The sequence below is a fragment of the Collinsella aerofaciens genome (assembly GCF_039752775.1).
In the GTDB taxonomy this organism is placed as follows: Bacteria; Actinomycetota; Coriobacteriia; order Coriobacteriales; family Coriobacteriaceae; genus Collinsella; species Collinsella aerofaciens_R.
The window spans coordinates 14,113-30,100 of record NZ_JBDMGT010000029.1 but is presented as its reverse complement, the minus strand read 5'-3'; the positions used below and the strand labels follow the sequence as shown (position 1 = coordinate 30,100).

Annotated in this window: 15 protein-coding genes; 1 reads left to right on the top strand and 14 read right to left on the bottom strand. The window is 60.9% G+C overall.

What is annotated here, in order from left to right; genetic code table 11:
* Positions 1 to 787: 787 nt before the first annotated feature.
* The gene (locus ABHR63_RS08105; RefSeq protein ID WP_346965955.1) at positions 788 to 2,431 is read right to left on the bottom strand and encodes an amidohydrolase; all 1,644 of its coding nucleotides are present in this window, start codon (positions 2,429 to 2,431) and stop codon (positions 788 to 790) included.
* A gap of 162 nt (positions 2,432 to 2,593) precedes the next feature.
* Here ABHR63_RS08105 and ABHR63_RS08100 point away from each other — a divergent pair, with 162 nt between their 5' ends.
* Positions 2,594 to 4,057, top strand: coding sequence for a M20 family metallopeptidase (locus ABHR63_RS08100; RefSeq protein WP_271740117.1), 1,464 nt, complete (start codon positions 2,594 to 2,596; stop codon positions 4,055 to 4,057).
* A 106-nt stretch (positions 4,058 to 4,163) separates the two neighbouring features.
* Here the strand turns inward: ABHR63_RS08100 and ABHR63_RS08095 are convergent, their stop codons facing one another.
* From ABHR63_RS08095 to ABHR63_RS08035, 13 genes are all read right to left on the bottom strand, one after another.
* Positions 4,164 to 4,661 (bottom strand): DUF2752 domain-containing protein, encoded by a 498-nt coding sequence (locus ABHR63_RS08095; RefSeq protein ID WP_161115103.1) that lies wholly within the window; start codon positions 4,659 to 4,661, stop codon positions 4,164 to 4,166.
* Entirely contained in the window at positions 4,654 to 5,262 is a 609-nt protein-coding gene (locus tag ABHR63_RS08090) for a DUF4234 domain-containing protein (protein WP_138339567.1), read from the bottom strand. Before ABHR63_RS08090 ends, ABHR63_RS08095 begins: the two co-directional genes overlap by 8 nt.
* Positions 5,263 to 5,457: 195 nt before the next feature.
* On the bottom strand, positions 5,458 to 6,771 hold the full coding sequence (locus tag ABHR63_RS08085) for a zinc-ribbon domain-containing protein (RefSeq protein ID WP_271740116.1): 1,314 nt from the start codon (positions 6,769 to 6,771) through the stop codon (positions 5,458 to 5,460).
* Between the two features lie 150 nt (positions 6,772 to 6,921).
* Positions 6,922 to 7,944 (bottom strand): YitT family protein, encoded by a 1,023-nt coding sequence (locus ABHR63_RS08080; protein ID WP_196032031.1) that lies wholly within the window; start codon positions 7,942 to 7,944, stop codon positions 6,922 to 6,924.
* A gap of 208 nt (positions 7,945 to 8,152) precedes the next feature.
* Complete coding sequence (locus ABHR63_RS08075) at positions 8,153 to 8,674, bottom strand: Asp23/Gls24 family envelope stress response protein (RefSeq protein ID WP_195568595.1); 522 nt, start codon at positions 8,672 to 8,674, stop codon at positions 8,153 to 8,155.
* 44 nt (positions 8,675 to 8,718) lie between these two features.
* A complete protein-coding gene (locus tag ABHR63_RS08070; protein ID WP_270225787.1) occupies positions 8,719 to 9,096 on the bottom strand; it encodes a DUF2273 domain-containing protein in 378 nt (125 codons plus the stop codon).
* Positions 9,089 to 9,634, bottom strand: coding sequence for an Asp23/Gls24 family envelope stress response protein (locus ABHR63_RS08065; protein ID WP_346965274.1), 546 nt, complete (start codon positions 9,632 to 9,634; stop codon positions 9,089 to 9,091). Before ABHR63_RS08065 ends, ABHR63_RS08070 begins: the two co-directional genes overlap by 8 nt.
* A gap of 166 nt (positions 9,635 to 9,800) precedes the next feature.
* A complete protein-coding gene (locus ABHR63_RS08060) occupies positions 9,801 to 10,607 on the bottom strand; it encodes a YebC/PmpR family DNA-binding transcriptional regulator (RefSeq protein ID WP_006234926.1) in 807 nt (268 codons plus the stop codon).
* A gap of 164 nt (positions 10,608 to 10,771) precedes the next feature.
* Complete coding sequence (locus tag ABHR63_RS08055; RefSeq protein ID WP_346965275.1) at positions 10,772 to 12,955, bottom strand: DUF6020 family protein; 2,184 nt, start codon at positions 12,953 to 12,955, stop codon at positions 10,772 to 10,774.
* A gap of 80 nt (positions 12,956 to 13,035) precedes the next feature.
* On the bottom strand, positions 13,036 to 13,857 hold the full coding sequence (gene lgt / locus ABHR63_RS08050; RefSeq protein WP_195445343.1) for a prolipoprotein diacylglyceryl transferase: 822 nt from the start codon (positions 13,855 to 13,857) through the stop codon (positions 13,036 to 13,038).
* 109 nt (positions 13,858 to 13,966) lie between these two features.
* Entirely contained in the window at positions 13,967 to 14,245 is a 279-nt protein-coding gene (locus tag ABHR63_RS08045; protein ID WP_346965276.1) for a NifU family protein, read from the bottom strand.
* Between the two features lie 170 nt (positions 14,246 to 14,415).
* A complete protein-coding gene (locus ABHR63_RS08040) occupies positions 14,416 to 14,940 on the bottom strand; it encodes a deoxycytidylate deaminase (protein ID WP_052044088.1) in 525 nt (174 codons plus the stop codon).
* A gap of 81 nt (positions 14,941 to 15,021) precedes the next feature.
* Complete coding sequence (locus ABHR63_RS08035; RefSeq protein ID WP_346965953.1) at positions 15,022 to 15,873, bottom strand: type III pantothenate kinase; 852 nt, start codon at positions 15,871 to 15,873, stop codon at positions 15,022 to 15,024.
* Between the last annotated feature and the right edge of the window lie 115 nt (positions 15,874 to 15,988).

Genomic DNA, 15,988 nt, shown 5'->3' with positions numbered 1-15,988 from the left:
ACTTAGATTTTCTGAATGCCGGGGGATAACTTAGCGGTGGCCCCCGTGTGGCTCCGGAGGGGCGGGGCATAAGGTTTCCTGCTCGGGCAGTCCTGCTCGCACGAAGGCCACATTAAGTGGCCTTCGGCTCGTGCGGAACTCGCGATAAACCTTATGCCCCGCCCCTCCGGAGCCACACGGGAGGCAGGTTAACTAATTCGGTCCCGGCATTCAGAAAAGTCAGTGCAGCAAAATGGCGATGCGGATAGCGACATGGGCATGGTTTTCGCTGCGCGCGGGTCCCCTGGGGAGCGCCGTGCATTTTTGGGAGTATTCAGCAAGCCAGGACGGCTGCATACACGCCGGACACACCATATTGGTTCCAAGGACGCCTTCGACCGGGGATTTGAGTCGGCAGGCAAACCCCGCCAGGACAAAAAGGCATGCTTCGCGCCGCGCCGAACCCCAAAATGACGTCAATCTCCGCAACGTTACTCAGCCGCAGCGGCACCGGCAGAGCTTGCGTTGCTGAATACTCCGTTTTTTGCACGGCCCAGGCGGGGGTACATCAGGACCAGAAAGAACATCCCAGCCTTTTTATGCAATCTGCAATGGAAAGTATGCAAAACACCAAGAGACCGCATTGCTGATGTCCAAATTAAATGCGCGGGGCAGCGGCGCCCCACCCCACGCTCAAATCAAGCAGAGCAGGGACGCTCATAGTGGGTCCCCACCGATATACAAACGCGGCTCGAGCGCCATCCCAAAATAGGCTGCCCGAGCCGCGTTTAACGGTACGGCATGAATATTAGCGCTCGTAGATTAAGTTGCCTGCCAGGTAGGTGGCCTGGACCTTGGTGGCTTGCAGCTCTTGGGGGTCAATGGTGAGCGGGTTTTGGTCCAAGACTACCAGGTCGGCGTATTTGCCGGGTTCCAGGCTGCCGAGGTTTCGCTCGTCGCCTGCCGCGTAGGCGCTGCCCAGGGTGTAGTTGCGCAGGGCCGTTGCCGCGTCGATGCGCTCGCTGGGAAGCCAGCCGCCCTCGGGCCAGTGGCTGCGGGGGTCTTGGCGCGTGATGGCCGTGTAGAGCACGTTCATGCTGGTAACGGCTGTGATGGGGCTATCGGTACCGAAAGCTTGGCGGATGCCGCGCTGCTTATAGGTCGCAAACGGCCACATGATGCGGCTGCGTTCCAGGCCCAGGTCGCGCTCCGGGCCACCCGGGTCGAGCGTGATGTGGCAAGGCTGGCTCGAGGCAATGACGTTGAGCTTGCGCAGGCGATCGATGTCCTGGGGCAGCAAATTCTCCAGATGCTCGAGCGTGTTATGACCGTGCGACGGCAGACCGTAGAGCTCTGCCGCCTCCTCAAAGATATCGAGCGCAGCATGGATGGCACCGTCGCCGATAACGTGGATGCGCACGGTATGGCCGCGCTCGGCTGCCGCCAGAACCAACTTGCGCATGCGCTCGACAGGAACCGTCAGGCGACCCTGGTCGCCCGGGAAGCGCGGGTTGGTATAGGGCTCAGTGAGGTATGCCGTGTGTTCGCTCGAAACGCCATCGAAGAACTGCTTAAAACCCGGCGCCGAAAGCAGCGCGTTGTTCGCGTAACGCACCTGCAGCTCTTCTAGACGCGACTGGTCATCCAGCAGCGTGGGGAACAGATGGGCACGAATGCCCAGCCTACCGGCCGTCTGCAGTTTGTCGTAGACATCGTCGCGGATAAAATCGCAGCCTGGCATGGGCATGAGCGACATATCGCAGATCGAGGTGATGCCCTGCTCGGCCATGCGCCTCATTTGATCGGCGTAAGCGCTTGCGATGCGATCTTCGCCCAGCCACTCAAGGCAGCGCGGCAACAGCTGCATGGCAGCTGCCTCGTGGGCGATACCCGTAAGTTCACCGTTTGAGTCTTTGTCATAACTGCCACCCGCCGGAGGCTCGCTGTCGCGCGTCACGCCGAGGGCTTCGAGTGCGCGGCTGTTGAGCCACAGGGTATGCCCATCGCCCGAATACATAACACAGGGGCGATCGGGGAAGGCGGCGTCGAGGGAGGCCTTGGTAGGGTGCTCGGGCGGATCCCAGCGGTAATCGCGCCAACCCTGGGTCACGACCCAGGCGTCGTCGGGCAAGCCTTGGGAAAACTCGAGCGCATGCTGCACCAATGCTGCCTCGGACGTGCCCATATCCATAAGCATGTACGGCGAGGAGCCAACCGAGGTATGGAAGAAATGCAAGTGCGCATCGTGGAAACCGGGGCAGACAAACTGCTCGCCGTAATCGACCACCGGCGTGGCGGCAGGTGCGGCGGCAATCACGTCATCGGGCGCACCGACTGCGACGATGCGATCGCCCGAGATGGCAATCGCCAGCTCGCGGGCGGTATCGATACCGTCTTGGGCGGTAAAAACGTTCTTAGAGCGGATAATCCGATCGATATGTTGCATGGGCATCCCCATCTCTGGCAGGAAATTCAACACCTCCGAGTGTACTCTCCCGCCCTTGTGACAAAACCCCAAGCGGCAAACGGCAACTTTACCAGCCCTAGCGGCAGGTGGCATACTGGAGAGAGCCTGTACGATTTTGCGATCAACCCAGCAAGGAGCAAATCGACCATGACGAAGACCAAGGCACAGCAAATTATGGCGGCAACCGAGGTTCGCGCGGCAGACGACGTCACCGCGGCCATCCGAGATATCGCCGCCGAGTTTGAACCCTACATCATCAAGCAGCGCCGGCACTTCCATAAGCACCCGGAGCTGAGCCTTGCCGAGGAGCGCACGACTTCCGACATCGCCAACCAGCTCGACGCCATGAATATCCCCTACGAGCGTCCGCTCAAGACGGGCCTGGTGGCGACGCTTCGCGGTACCGCGCCCGATGCCTACCGCGAGGACGGCACGCCGCGCCGCCGCATCCTGCTGCGCGCCGACATCGACGCCCTGCCCGTTACCGAGCAGACCGGCGAGGAGTTTGCCAGCGTCAACGAGGGCTGCATGCACGCCTGCGGCCACGACTGCCACATCGCCATGATGCTCGGCACGCTGCAGATCCTGCGCCATATGACCGACGACATCCACGGCGAGGTCCGCATCGTCTTCCAGCCCAGCGAGGAAAACGGCCAGGGCGCCAAGCTCATGATCGGCACGGGCGTGCTCGACGGCGTCGATGGTGCCTACGCCGCGCATATCTGGAGCGAAGTCGACGCCGGCACCGTGAGCTGTGAGCCCGGCCCGCGCATGGCAAACACCGACTGGTTCCGCATCGATGTCCGCGGCACCTCGTGCCATGGCGCCATGCCCCAGCGCGGCCACGACGCCGTTATGGTGGCTGCCGAGATCGTCAACGCCCTGCAGACCATCGTCTCGCGCGAGATCAGCCCCTACGAGCCGGCTGTCATCACCGTCGGCGAGCTGCACGGCGGCACCGCGCGCAACGTTATCGCCGGCACGGCCTACCTCGCCGGCACGGTGCGCACCTATGGCGACAAGACGCACGAGGAAATGCCCGAGCTTATGCGCCGCATCGTGGAGCACACCGCGGCAGCCCTGGGCGCAGAGGCCGAACTTACCGACTACACCATCGCCAACTACAAGGTCGAAAACGACGTCGCCTCGAGCGAGCGTTGTCGTCAGGCCGTGGTCAAGTGCTTGGGCCCCGCGGGCGAAGGCCATTATCGCGGCACGCTTTCGGGCGAGGACTTCTCGGAGTACCTGCGCCGCGTGCCGGGCGTGCTCGCCTTTGTTGGCACGCGCAACCCCCAGATTGGCGCCACGTACGCCCAACATTCTTGCTTCTATAAGATCGACGAGAGCGTGCTCGCCAAGGGCTCCATGGTAGCCGCTCAGTATGCCATCGACTTTTTGGCCGAGCCCACGCAAGAGGAGCTCGACGGCCCCACGATCGCCGCGGTTGCCGAGACCAACCCCGACTTGGCCGCCAAGCTGCGCTCTGCCAAGGCCACGGCCGCTGAGGCGCGCGACGCCATGCACGATGCTCGCACCGCCCGCCATGCTGCAATCAAGGGCATCCACGATGCGCGGGCTGCCGCTCGCCACGAGGAAAAGCGCGACGAGTAGCCGTCACGCCCATCCATAACAGCCTGGCTAAAGCAAAGCGGGGGCGGACGTTATCTCAACGTTCGCCCCCGCTTATGTGTCGACCGTTTTTCTAGCGCGTCCTCCGTCACGCCAGGTAAGAGCGAAGGATGGTGAGCCAGCGTGGGGGTTCGAGGTGGATGATATCGTCGGGAACTCCGGCGGGCGCATAGCCGCCAAAGAGCAGACCGGCATCTGCCGGATTGACGAGGCGCACGATCCATACGACGACGACCAGCACGCACAACACGGTGACCGCAATGTCGATACCACGCTTTAGCTTGCTCGATGCCACCTCCTCGCGCACGAACGCGAGCACAAACGCAATCGGCACCACCCAAAACAGCGGATGGTAGGCAAAGGCAGCCGCATAATCGAGGCGCAGCGCCGCCAGCCACGCCCTCGTCATGCCGCATCCCGGACAAGGAATGCCCGTCATCAATCGAAAAATGCAGCCAATGTCGAGCAGGTAGAGCGCGAGCCAGGCGACAAAGAGCGCGCCGGTGCAAAAAAGGGCGCGGCGAAGGAGCTCTGCCGTGCCCCTATGTCCCTGGAAGCTGTTCACGCCGCCCTTATTGTTAGGCACGAGCGCCAAGGCGAGTGTTGTAAGCCGTTGCCATGGCATTGGTATTATTGATGACGATGTTCATAGCGAAGATGGGACCAAGGCCGCACAGGAGCGCGCCGAAGATCTGCCACAGAAGAACGGTGGTGCCGTTTTCCTGGAACACCAGGCCGTAGCGAGGAGCGTTGGCCTGCAGGCGGTTGCCAATCTTGTAATACCAGTAGTACGCGTAGAAGCCGCAGGTCACAAACGATAGAAGGATGAATTCCGCCAGACCCGGCGTGTAATCGCCGTCATCCTGACACAACGTGTTGACGTCGCGTGCCAAGCAATACAGGAAGTAGAACGAATAGATACCGCAGGTCACAAGAGAGAGCAGCAGCCAGCCGATCAGGCTGCGGTCAGCCTTAATGGGGTCATAGCCCATCGGAGCGGATGCGGACTGTTGGGCGTATTGACCGGTGTACTGCTGCTGAGGCTGGGGCGCGGGCTGAATAGCCTGGGCCGGAGCGGGCTGGGGCTGCGGGGCCGCAGCGGCAGAAGCGGCACCAACGGCGGATCCGCAAACAGGGCAGAATTTGGCATCATCCGAAATGGGAGAACCACAAGTGGGACAGAACATGAGCCTCTCCTTTTCCTAAGGCGTCGCACGCCTTCAAACCTTACACGTCTACGTTCTCAACAATAGCCGCGACGTTGTTGCGCAACATTGACCAATTTCCGAGAAAATTTGCTGCAACCGTTTTCCCAGGCATTTTCTTGCTTTCGCAGTAGAAAAAGGCACCCCGGGCTCAGTTGCCCAGGGCGCCTCGACCGGCTATTCGGTTTGATTGTTTTCGGCAGCAGGATTATCGCCCGGCTCATCCGCCGGCGTGGCAACGGCATCCCAATCGGGCTCCGCAGGCGTCGCCTCGGACGCCGGTGCGGGGACAGGAGCAGGTGCCGGGGCAGGGGCAGGCGCGGGTGCCGGGGCAGGTGCAGGCGCGGGCGCCGGGGCAGGCGCAGCACCAGTGGCTGCCGTGGGATTGAATCCCGCAGGAGCAGGCTTCTTCTCACCCGGGAGCACAAAAGTCAAAACGTCGTCCTTGTCCTCATCGGCCCATTCGCTTGCATAACGTGCAGCCCAATAGCCAACGGCACGGTGCTTGAGCATCTTGCCAAAGACCGTAAGGAACACCGTGACGAATGCAATCAGCACCAGGAACAATACGAGCGTGACACCACCGGCGGTAACAATCGCCTCGATACCCGTGGGGCGATAGTAATAGCCGTACGCGCCAATTCCGGCGATGGCACCAAAGACAGCTGTCAAGATCCACGTAATGGCGTTGGAAACCAGGCCCGTCAAAAACTCGGGAAGGAACGAAGCACAGAACAGCTTGGTCTTGTTGTGCTTAAAGGCCGCCCAGACCTTATCGAGCGAAAACGCGCTCTCGACGCGCCCGGTCACCGCAAAGTGCATCACGGCAATGTCGGCGAACATCTTAAAGAAGACACCCAGAATCGCCGAGGCAATTAGCGCCAGGACAAGCAGGCCAAGCGAGCCAAACAGCGCAGCCTCGAGCGCATAAGAGCCGTAATAAGAATACGAGCCCGCGGCGCCAATTACCACGCCCTCCGCCAGCGAAAGCACTACACCGATAATGGGAATGGCAGCGATAACCTCGAGCACGACCGAAATAACGCTCGAAAAGATTCCGAGACCAAACGACGTGGAACGCATCAACGGACGACCCATGCCGTCATCGATCTTAAGCGACAGGTCGCGACCCCACTCGATGCCAAAGCCCGAACCGCACACGCTCGCCACGTAGGCAGCCAAAAAGCCGATGGCAGCCGCAATACCGCCGATAACGGGGATGAACAGCACGAGTACCGACACGACACAGATAAGCGCCGGCAAAAAGGCAATCTGGCACACGCGCTGCAGCACGCCCGGAGTCTTGGTCATATCCTCAAACGCCTGAGCCGTGCAGCCCTTGGACGCGTTCGCGACAGGTTGAGGAACAAACTGCTGAGGCTGAGGCTGACCCTGAGGGGCGGAAGCTGCAGCACCGGCATTGGGGGCACCACACACGCCGCAGAACTTGTCGTTATCGCCCATGGGGGCGCCACACTGCGAACAGAACATCGAAATCATCCCTTCGTATCTAGAGCGAATCACCTGGATCGCAAACGGTGTCTTTGGCATCATTATTGCCCAATGTGGGGTCAAATACTCAAAGACGACCGATTTGCAAGGTACACGGCGCCAGCAGGCGGTTCGTTGAATACGTCCGCGCTAGTTCGTGCCGCGGAAACCCTTGCCGACGATCTCGGAGCTGTCGACAATCGTGATAAAGGCGCCCGGATCGACTTCGCGCGCATAGCGGCGTAGTTGCACGGCCTCGCGACGGCTCAGTACGCTCATGATCACCGTCACGCACTTGCCCGAGAAGGCACCGTAGCCGCGGCTAATGGTCGCCGTGCGGTTGAGATGCTTGACGATAAACTCCTCGACCTTAAGGGGCTCGGAACAAATGACCGTGCAGACTTTGCGCAGGTGAATGCTCTCAATGGCTTTGTCGACCACAAGCGTCTTGGCAAACAGGCCGAGCACGCAATACAGACCGACACGCGGGCCATACAAAAAGGCCGCGATGGTCACGATGCCGATATCGACCAGCAGCAGGGCGCGACCAATCTCGAGCGTGGTGCGGCGCTTGAGAATCATGGCAAGAATGTCCGTGCCACCCGTCGAGGCGCCGATGTCAAAGACAATAGCGCTGCCGAGCGCCGGCAAGATGACGGCAAAGCACAGGTCGAGCCACATATCACCCGTCAGAGAGACATCGGTCGGAATGAAGAGCTCAAACAGCGAGACGTAGGCCGAAAGCGCAAACGAGGCGAAGACGCTCCAAAGAATCGCCTTGCGCTCCAAAAAGATAAAGCCCAAAACGACGAGAACCGCGTTGATAATCCACATAAAGACGCCGACGGGCAGGGTCGGGAACAGCGTGGACAGAATGACCGACACGCCCGAGGTGCCGCCAAAAGCAAAGTGATTAGGGGTTTTAAACGCAACGATGGCAAAGGCCGTAAGAATCAGGCCCAGATTGAGCTCGGCAAAAAAGCGCGGGAAGCCCGGCTCCTGGCTGCGCTTTTGACCGACACGCTCGCCGCGCTCGATATCGGTGCGATCAACCACGCGCTCCATCGGCACCACGGGAGGACGATGCACCTCCTCGGCAGCACGCGATGCCGCCTCTGCCGCGGCGGCCTCAATCGCCCATGCCTTGCTTTCTGTTTCGTGCTCGTCGGCCATTACGGCAACCCCTCGTTAACAATTTGGAAACAATGCGCCCATTAGGGTAACGCGGAACGCGACGATTGCAACCCCTAGTTAGACGAGCGGTATGCCCACATCGGGGGGCATACAAATAACGGCCGGCCACGCTTTTGCTTGCGCGGTCGGCCGTTTAACGTTTTCGCAGATAAAGCCTGCCAAAACAAACCTGTCCCTTTTTGGAAGGTTACTCGTGCTGGCTGGTGCGGTGCTCGTACTCCTCGGGGGTGATGACGTCCTCGATGCGCAGGTTGACGCCCGCCACCTCAAGGCCGGTCATCGCGGCAAGGCGCTCGGTGACACGTGCCTTGACATCGTCGAAGATCGCGGGCGCATAGGCGCCGTACTCGATAATGACGGAGATGTTGACGACCACGCGATTGTCATCGGTGACCTCAACCGTCACGCCCTTGGTCAGATTCTCGGCACCAAACTGCTCCTGCACAAAGTGCATAAGGTTACCCTTCATGCCCAGGACGTGCGGCACCTCGCGGGTGGCCATGGCGACGATCTTCTCGATCACACCGTTGGAATAGGTCAGCGAGTCCTCGGACTCGTCTGTTTCCTCATCATCCTCGTCCGCGTCATCGGCGGGCTCGGCCTCGACGAGCGCCTCGTCCTCGAGCGTTACGTCCTCGGCCTCGGCGGTGACGGTCTCGTCTGCCTCGAGCTCGGTATCGGCCACATCGACCTTCGTATTAAAAGCCATGGTTCCTCCTTATGCCTGCCGCAGATGCGACAGTCGAATACATATTAGCGGCCGCTAAACAGACGGCCGAAGAAGTTGACGATCCCGTTCTCGCCGTCGCGAATTTGGCCGATCACAGCGCCGATCAGCACGAAGAATGCGATGACGAGCGTGTCCCACAGGCCGAGCGTGAGCACCAACACGGCGAGGATAAAGCCAGCGACGGCACCGAGCGTGGTGTTGGGATGACGCACAGCATAGCTCCAGATGGCAGCGCCCGTACCCTTGATGAGACCCATAGCCTCGTCAAAATCCACGGCTGCCGCGTCTTGTAACTCGGTTGCCTCTGCTTTGGAATCAAAAGGTTCGCTCGCCGGTGTGGCGCTCTGGTCAATCGTCAGGCGCGGCGTACGAGCGGTCTTATCTTGATTGGTATCACTCACCGGAAACCTCCACGGTCTGGACGGTAGTCTTGGACGGCAAAAAACGGACGCGTGCGGTCGTACCCGGCGTGCCGAGCATGATGTCGCAAGCTTCCTCGATGCGCTGCTGCATCGCGGTAGCCAGAGATGCCACGTCCTTATCGTCAAGCGCGATAGCCTCGACCTTAAATCGGACGTGCGAATCGTCGGGGCCTTGGACGCGGGCCTCGACATGCTCGACCATCACGCGGTCGTCGCGCTCGGCAGCAGCCCTGGCACACGAAGAAAGCGCCGCAAGGGTGACCTCGATATTGCGCTCCCCCGCCGCATGCACACAGGACGGCTCGCGACGAGCAAACATCAGGCGGAAGAAGCTTACCAGCACGCCGATCGCCACAACTCCGCCGCATGCCGTCACGACAATGCGCGGCATGGGGTCGCGCATCAGCAGCATAAAGCGATACGTATACGGCCCCCAAAACTGGCAGACAAGCGTACCCAGCGCCACGATGGCGGCGGCAAGATACACAATCGCTAGGGCTCGTTTGAGTACGCGCACGTGGCGCTCCCTTCAAATCTCGGCACTCGAAATACAAAACGGTTCGCATCATTATAAAAGAGCCGGGTCCGGTGCTCTACGCACGCGGATCCGGCTCATCTATTCCACGAGGCTTGCATGCTCGCTTCATTATGCCCAGATATGCACGGCTTAACCCGTGCGGGCGCTACTCCTCCTCGAGGGCAGCGATGACCTCGTCGGTCATGTCCATGGTGCTGTAAACATCTTGGACGTCGTCGAGCTCCTCAAGACGGTCGATGAGGCGCTGAACCTTCTTGGCGTCGGCGCCGGAGACCTCGGTCGGGGTGGTCGGGACCATGGTGGTCTCGGAGCCCTTGACCTGGACGCCCTGCTCCTCGAGCGCCTTGGAGACAGCCATGACCTCGTTAGCAGTAGTCCAGACAATCCACTCCTCGCCGGCATCCTCGTAGTCCTCGCCACCGGCCTCGGCGATGGCCATCATGAACTCATCCTCGTCACCGGCAGCACCGTTGGCGATCATGGTCTCCTTCTTGGCGTTCTCGTCCAGGATCTCCTTGGCGACGACGATCTGGCCCTTACGCTCAAACTGGAAGGCAACGGAGCCGGAGGTGCCCAGGTTGCCACCAGCGTGGGAGAAGGCGGAACGGACATCAGCGGCGGTACGGTTGCGGTTGTCGGTCAGGCAGTCGACGTAGACGGCGACACCGGCGGGACCGTAGCCCTCGTACACGATGTTCTCGTAGACGGCGGCATCGGCACCCGAGCCAAAAGCCTTGTCGATAGCGGACTTGATCTTGTCCTTAGGCATGGACTGAGCCTTGGCCTTGGCAACGGCAGCGGCGAGGCTGGCGTTGTTCTCGGGCAGCGGGTCACCGCCGAGACGGGCAGCAACGGTGATGTTGCGGCTGAGCTTGGAGAAGAGGGCGGAACGCTTGGCGTCCTGCGCGCCCTTACGATGCTTGGTTGTGGCCCACTTAGAGTGTCCGGACATACGTGTCTCCTATCGGTTTCGACCTAAAGCCCAGCGCAGATGCTCGGGCAATATAAACAAACGTCGTTATGATATACCTACTGGCCTGCGAGATAAACCCCAAAATGAAGGCGTCGTGATGATGGCCCCTTTGGTGCAAAGAAACCTGACCTCAATGCACCAAGTTAGGACCAGAGGAAGTCGCTGCGGGTGACGGTGGCGCCGATGGCAAAGGGCATGCAGGCGATAACCGGATACAGGTAGCGCATGTAGGTCGAGCCGTTGCACGGGCCAATCAGGCACACGGCGAGCACGCCCAACAGCGGCACCCAGATCGCCAGCGCACGCCATGAATGACGACGCAGCAGGTAGACCACCACGGCGATCATGATCCACACATAGGTGGCCGAGCTCATGGTGAGCGAAATAAACGGGATGCGCTGCACCGCCACACGGTACAGATTGATCAGGTGGTCGCACCAGCGCACGACCTTGCTATCGACCGGATGGAAGTCAAAGTACTTGAGGTTATCGGGCTTCGCCATAATCTCGGCACTGCGCGCCGTGCTGTAGACCCACGCATCGCGGGCGCTCGGATAAAAGTAGCCGTAGTAGTTATTGATGAGCGCCGAGATATAGCACTCGGGATCCTTTTTGAACATCTGGGCCCACACCTCAAAATAAGCCTTGATGTCCTCCTGCGAGGCGTACTCGTTAAAGCAATTTTTGACGGCGTCCGACTTATCCGGGTTGTAACGGCGCCCCAGATTCTCGTACTTGAGCACACGGTCGATCACGGCACGCTCTTCGTCGGTCACCAAGCCGTCGCAAGGAGCCTCCACGATGGTGCCGTCCTCCTTAACCGTGGGGTTGACGCCCGAGTTGAGGCCGTCGTGCTTTTGGACAAAACGAGCCGTCTGCTGGAACGGAATCGAGAGGATTTCGCGCTTGGAACCAGGCGTGATGTCGTGTGCCGGCATAAAGACCTTGGTGAAGTACATATTAGAGGCAAGGCAGAGCGCAAGCACCGCAAGAACTCCCACCCAGCGGAAACGCGGGGTGGCGCCCGAAGGCGCAGCACCAGCCTGCTTGGCTGCACGACGAGCCACATGCACGTCCCATGCGCAAAGCGCCGCCGCGATTACGCATGCCGCCAGGGGAAACACCAGGCCGCCGTTACGCAGAAACGTGGAGCCCATGGCGCCCAGAGCAAGCAGCAGCCAGTCGTGGCGCGCAAAGAGCACGGGGGCTTTCTCGCCCGTTCGCTCGACATTGGCATCACGACGGGGCAAGCCACATGCCACGAGCTTGACGGTCTGTACCAGCAGCACCAAGAACGCGTCGGCAAAGAGCACGTCTTTGGTGAGCAACGCCGCGTAGTTAGAGAACATCGGCATAAACACAAAGAACAGCAAGATCACGCCGCGGACCGGCAGGCTCACGCCCAGCTTGCGCAGCGACGAGATGGAATAGGCCATGCAGGCGGCCGTAATGACGAACTGAGCGCAGGTGTAGATGGCAAGACCTGCGTTGGCGCTGTTGAACAGTGAAAGCCCCAGCTGGACGCACGAACCGATGATAGCCGTGTGCACCACGGGATGATGTCCGTTGAGCAACACATTGGGATTGAGCAGACGCAGGTAGTCACTCGTGCCGTTGGGGTAGTTGAACCACTGGCGAATCTGCGCACCCGTATCTCCCATAAAAAGGCCGGGCAGCGAAGCGATGAGCGTGGGCGCCCAGGCGACCATAAGCACCAGGAAGGGCCCGGCAAAGGGATGGACCGAGAGCACGGCGTGAGTCACACGCCATACGCGGCCAAAGTGCGCCTCGGAAAACGGAATGCGCCGAGAGCTCAGCCAATCTAGACACTCAAAGGCAAGGTAGAAGGCAACGACCGCCAAGAGCATCCAGCCCGCGCCGCCAATCCAGGCGCAGATGATGCGGGCTTTGTCGCCAAGGACAATCTCGGCCGAGTCGGTGAGATCGTAGCTGCGGCCGAACACCATGCAGATGGCGAAGAACAGCGACGGCAGAATGATCGATGGACGCCAGGTGTCGCCACGGCCAAAGAACACGTAGCGAAACGGCAAGGTGAGCAGGCAGGCAAGCGCAAGCAGCATGACCGCGTCGGTATGGCCGGCAAACGAGAGGAGCACCTCGTAGCACACGTACAGCATGCCCGAGGCTTTGGGGTCAATCGCCAAGACTGCGTTGCTCGACACCGGGGCAGGATCGATGGAAAACGCCGTGGTCGCCAACAGCGCGAGCAAAAATGCGATGAGCGTCTGCTTGGCGGGGTAGCGCTTAAACCAGACGATGCGGGCAGCGTCGCGCGCAGCCGTTGTGGAGAGGTCGGAATCCTTCACAGTCCGAAAGCCTTTCTAGAAACCTATCAAACTCGGCAAGACCACCACAAAGGTGCCTGTCCCCTTTGTGGTGGTCTTGGTTAGGCGTCGAGGTAGATGCGCTGGGGACGATTGCGGTGTCGGGCGAAGATGATGAGCGCCAGACCGGCAATCACGAGTGGCAGGCTCAGCAGCTGGCCCATGGTGATGACGCCCCCCAGCAGATAACCCAGCTGGGCATCGGGCACGCGCACGAACTCAACGAGAAAGCGGACGATGCCGTACCCCATCACGAACACGCCCATAAACGTACCCTGGGGCAGCAGCGGCTTTTTGCGGCTGAGCACCTGCAAAATACAGAAGAGCACGACGCCCTCTAGGAATGCCTCATAGAGCTGGGAAGGATGACGCGGCATATCGCCCGCGGTGCCGCCAAAGATCACGCCCCAGGGCAGATCGGTCGGCTTGCCCCACAGCTCGCCGTTGACAAAGTTGGCGCAGCGTCCCAGACATAAGGCCAGCGGAGCACCGATAACGGCAAGGTCGGCGATGGTCCAGGCGTCGAGCTTGTACATGCGGCACACGAGCACGCCGCCGATGATGCCGCCCACCAGGCCGCCATGGAAGCTCATGCCGCCTTCATTGGTAGCAAAGATCTCGAGCGGATGCGCCCAGTAGTAGCCGTCGCCGTAAAAGATGACGTAGAACAGGCGGGCGCCAATGATAAGGCCAAAGACCACGCCGACCACGACACTCGTCAGGTCGTCGACCGTAATGTCAAAACCCCAACGGCGCTGCGTGCGGTACATGACGACCGCCGTGAGCAGAGCTCCGACCACATAGGCCAAGCCGTACCAGTAGATGGTGATGGGCCCCGCCGAGATGGCGACGGGATCAAGCATATGGTAGAGGTCGTTGAGCATATCGGTCCCCCTGCTCCCTACATACAAATGCGGCCGCGGGCCTTACGCTCGCAGCCGCATATTTGGACGTAACGTCTATGCGGAGCGTACCGTCCGCAGCTTTCGCATCTTAGAACGGCGCGTACTCGTCGTAAAGGTCCTCGGCCTCGCCGGAAGCATTGACCTGCTCGACACGCGTAACGCCGGGCACGTGCTCCTTGAGGATACGCTCGATGCCCATGGAAAGCGTCAGGGCGCTCATGGGACAACCGGCACAGGCGCCCTGAAGCTCCAGCTTGACGACGCCCTCGTCATCAACGCCTATATACTCCATGTCGCCGCCGTCGGCCTGCAGGTTGGGGCGAATCTCTTCAAGAACCTTCTTAAGCAGCTCTTCGTTAACAGCCACAGGGGCTCCTTTCTCACAATAACGCGGGCGCGCCCGCGGACAGAAGCTATGTTACTACAGCCATGTACCCGCTCACGAGCCGTCCATGCGCGCAGACGCGACTTTCACGAGTAGTCAATTTGGGACGGGGCTCTTTTGGCTGTTTTGCCGCCAGCTGGCGTTGGCACGCACTACTGCTGAGCTTGTCCCCCGGTACCAATCTGAACATCGACGATGACCTGGCGGTAGCTGATGCCGCAGGAGTCGAGAATGCGGCGGCTGATACGGCCGTCATCGGTGTCGGCATACTTATTGTCCAGGTAGACGACCTCGCCCACGCCCACCTGCGCCAGGATCTTGGCGCAGTCGTGGCACGGGAACAGCGTGACGTAGACCGTGGAACCCTCGAGGTCTTTGAGCGAGCCGCGGTAGTTGAGCACGGCGTTTGCCTCGGCATGCACCACGTAGTTGTGCTTGTCCTGCAGCGGGTCGTCGCTCGTTCCCCACGGGAAAAAGTCGTCGTTGAGTGCCGAGGGCGTACCGTTGTAGCCCACCGAAAGGATGCGGTGGTTGGTGTTGGCGATGCACGCGCCCACCTGCGTGTTGGGGTCCTTACTGCGGCGCTGCGCGGCGATGGCCACGCTCATAAAGAACTCATCCCAGCTAATAACGTCGCGGCGCTTGCCCGACGCGGTTTGATGAAGATCGTCCGACATGGCAGACACCTCCGAAATCGCAATAGTTTGACCCATTGTAGCAGGTGAAAGGTAGGGGCGCTTATCCCACCAGCCCCCGTCCTACGCGCGTCGGGGCTTTTGGTTGATGTGGTAGAGCTCGGCGAGACCCCGCAACGTCAGCGCATCGTCGACCGTCAGGCTATGGCCAACCAACGCCGCAAGCGCCTCGGCATCGTCGCCGGTAATGACGATGGGCACATCGCCCTCCCCCGCGGCCTTGGTCGCGCGCATCTCGGCGAGCACCATGTCGAGCATGCCGTCGATGCGGGCCACCTCGCCCAGAACCACGCCCGAGCGCATGGCCTCGCGCGTGTTGCGACCGATGACGCGCGCCGGTGCCGAGGGCTCGACCTGCGGCAGGCGCGCCGCAGCGGCCGAAAGCGAGCGGGCGCCAAGTGCCAGGCCCGGCGCGATGACGCCGCCGACAAAGGTTCCGTGCGTATCGATGACCTCGATATTGGTCGTAGTGCCCAGGTCGATCACAATGCACGGAGAGCCGTAGACGGCACGAGCCGCCACGGCATCGGCGATGCGGTCGGGGCCGATCTCGGCGGGGTCGTCGTAGTGGACGGGCATGCCAATCTTAAGTCCCGGTCCCACCGTGAGCACGCGTCCCGTGCAGGTACGGGAAAGCGCCACCTTCCACGGGCGCTCGAGCGCCGGCACCACGCAGCTCAGCACTGCGGCCGCGGGAACGAGCGCGCCGGGCATGCCCGCATCGGCCGCCAGCGCGCCCATGACCTGCGCGAGCCTCATGCGCGCTTCGTCGGCTGTAATGCTCGACGGCGTCGTGATCTCGCACGTCGCAAGCGGGCATTCCTGCGCCGCGGCCGAATCCTCTGCAAACAGGCCAAAGCGAATGAACGTGTTGCCCACGTCGACCGTCAATATATATGCGCACCCATTAAGCATCGTCGGCGCTCCTTTCGTCTGCCCAGCAGTATATCGCCTACCTAAACCAGTCATCCCAAAATGACTAGCTTGCGGCTATACTGATGCGCGGTCGTACGCGAGCTCACGCATCGGC

Coding starts and splice junctions, on each gene's coding strand:
- ABHR63_RS08105 (WP_346965955.1), bottom strand. CDS start 2,431: ATGCCCATGCAACATATCGATCGGATTATCCGCTCTAAGAACGTTTTT.
- ABHR63_RS08100 (WP_271740117.1), top strand. CDS start 2,594: ATGACGAAGACCAAGGCACAGCAAATTATGGCGGCAACCGAGGTTCGC.
- ABHR63_RS08090 (WP_138339567.1), bottom strand. CDS start 5,262: ATGTTCTGTCCCACTTGTGGTTCTCCCATTTCGGATGATGCCAAATTC.
- ABHR63_RS08085 (WP_271740116.1), bottom strand. CDS start 6,771: ATGTTCTGTTCGCAGTGTGGCGCCCCCATGGGCGATAACGACAAGTTC.
- ABHR63_RS08080 (WP_196032031.1), bottom strand. CDS start 7,944: ATGGCCGACGAGCACGAAACAGAAAGCAAGGCATGGGCGATTGAGGCC.
- ABHR63_RS08075 (WP_195568595.1), bottom strand. CDS start 8,674: ATGGCTTTTAATACGAAGGTCGATGTGGCCGATACCGAGCTCGAGGCA.
- ABHR63_RS08060 (WP_006234926.1), bottom strand. CDS start 10,607: ATGTCCGGACACTCTAAGTGGGCCACAACCAAGCATCGTAAGGGCGCG.
- lgt (WP_195445343.1), bottom strand. CDS start 13,857: ATGCTCAACGACCTCTACCATATGCTTGATCCCGTCGCCATCTCGGCG.
- ABHR63_RS08040 (WP_052044088.1), bottom strand. CDS start 14,940: ATGTCGGACGATCTTCATCAAACCGCGTCGGGCAAGCGCCGCGACGTT.
- ABHR63_RS08035 (WP_346965953.1), bottom strand. CDS start 15,873: ATGCTTAATGGGTGCGCATATATATTGACGGTCGACGTGGGCAACACG.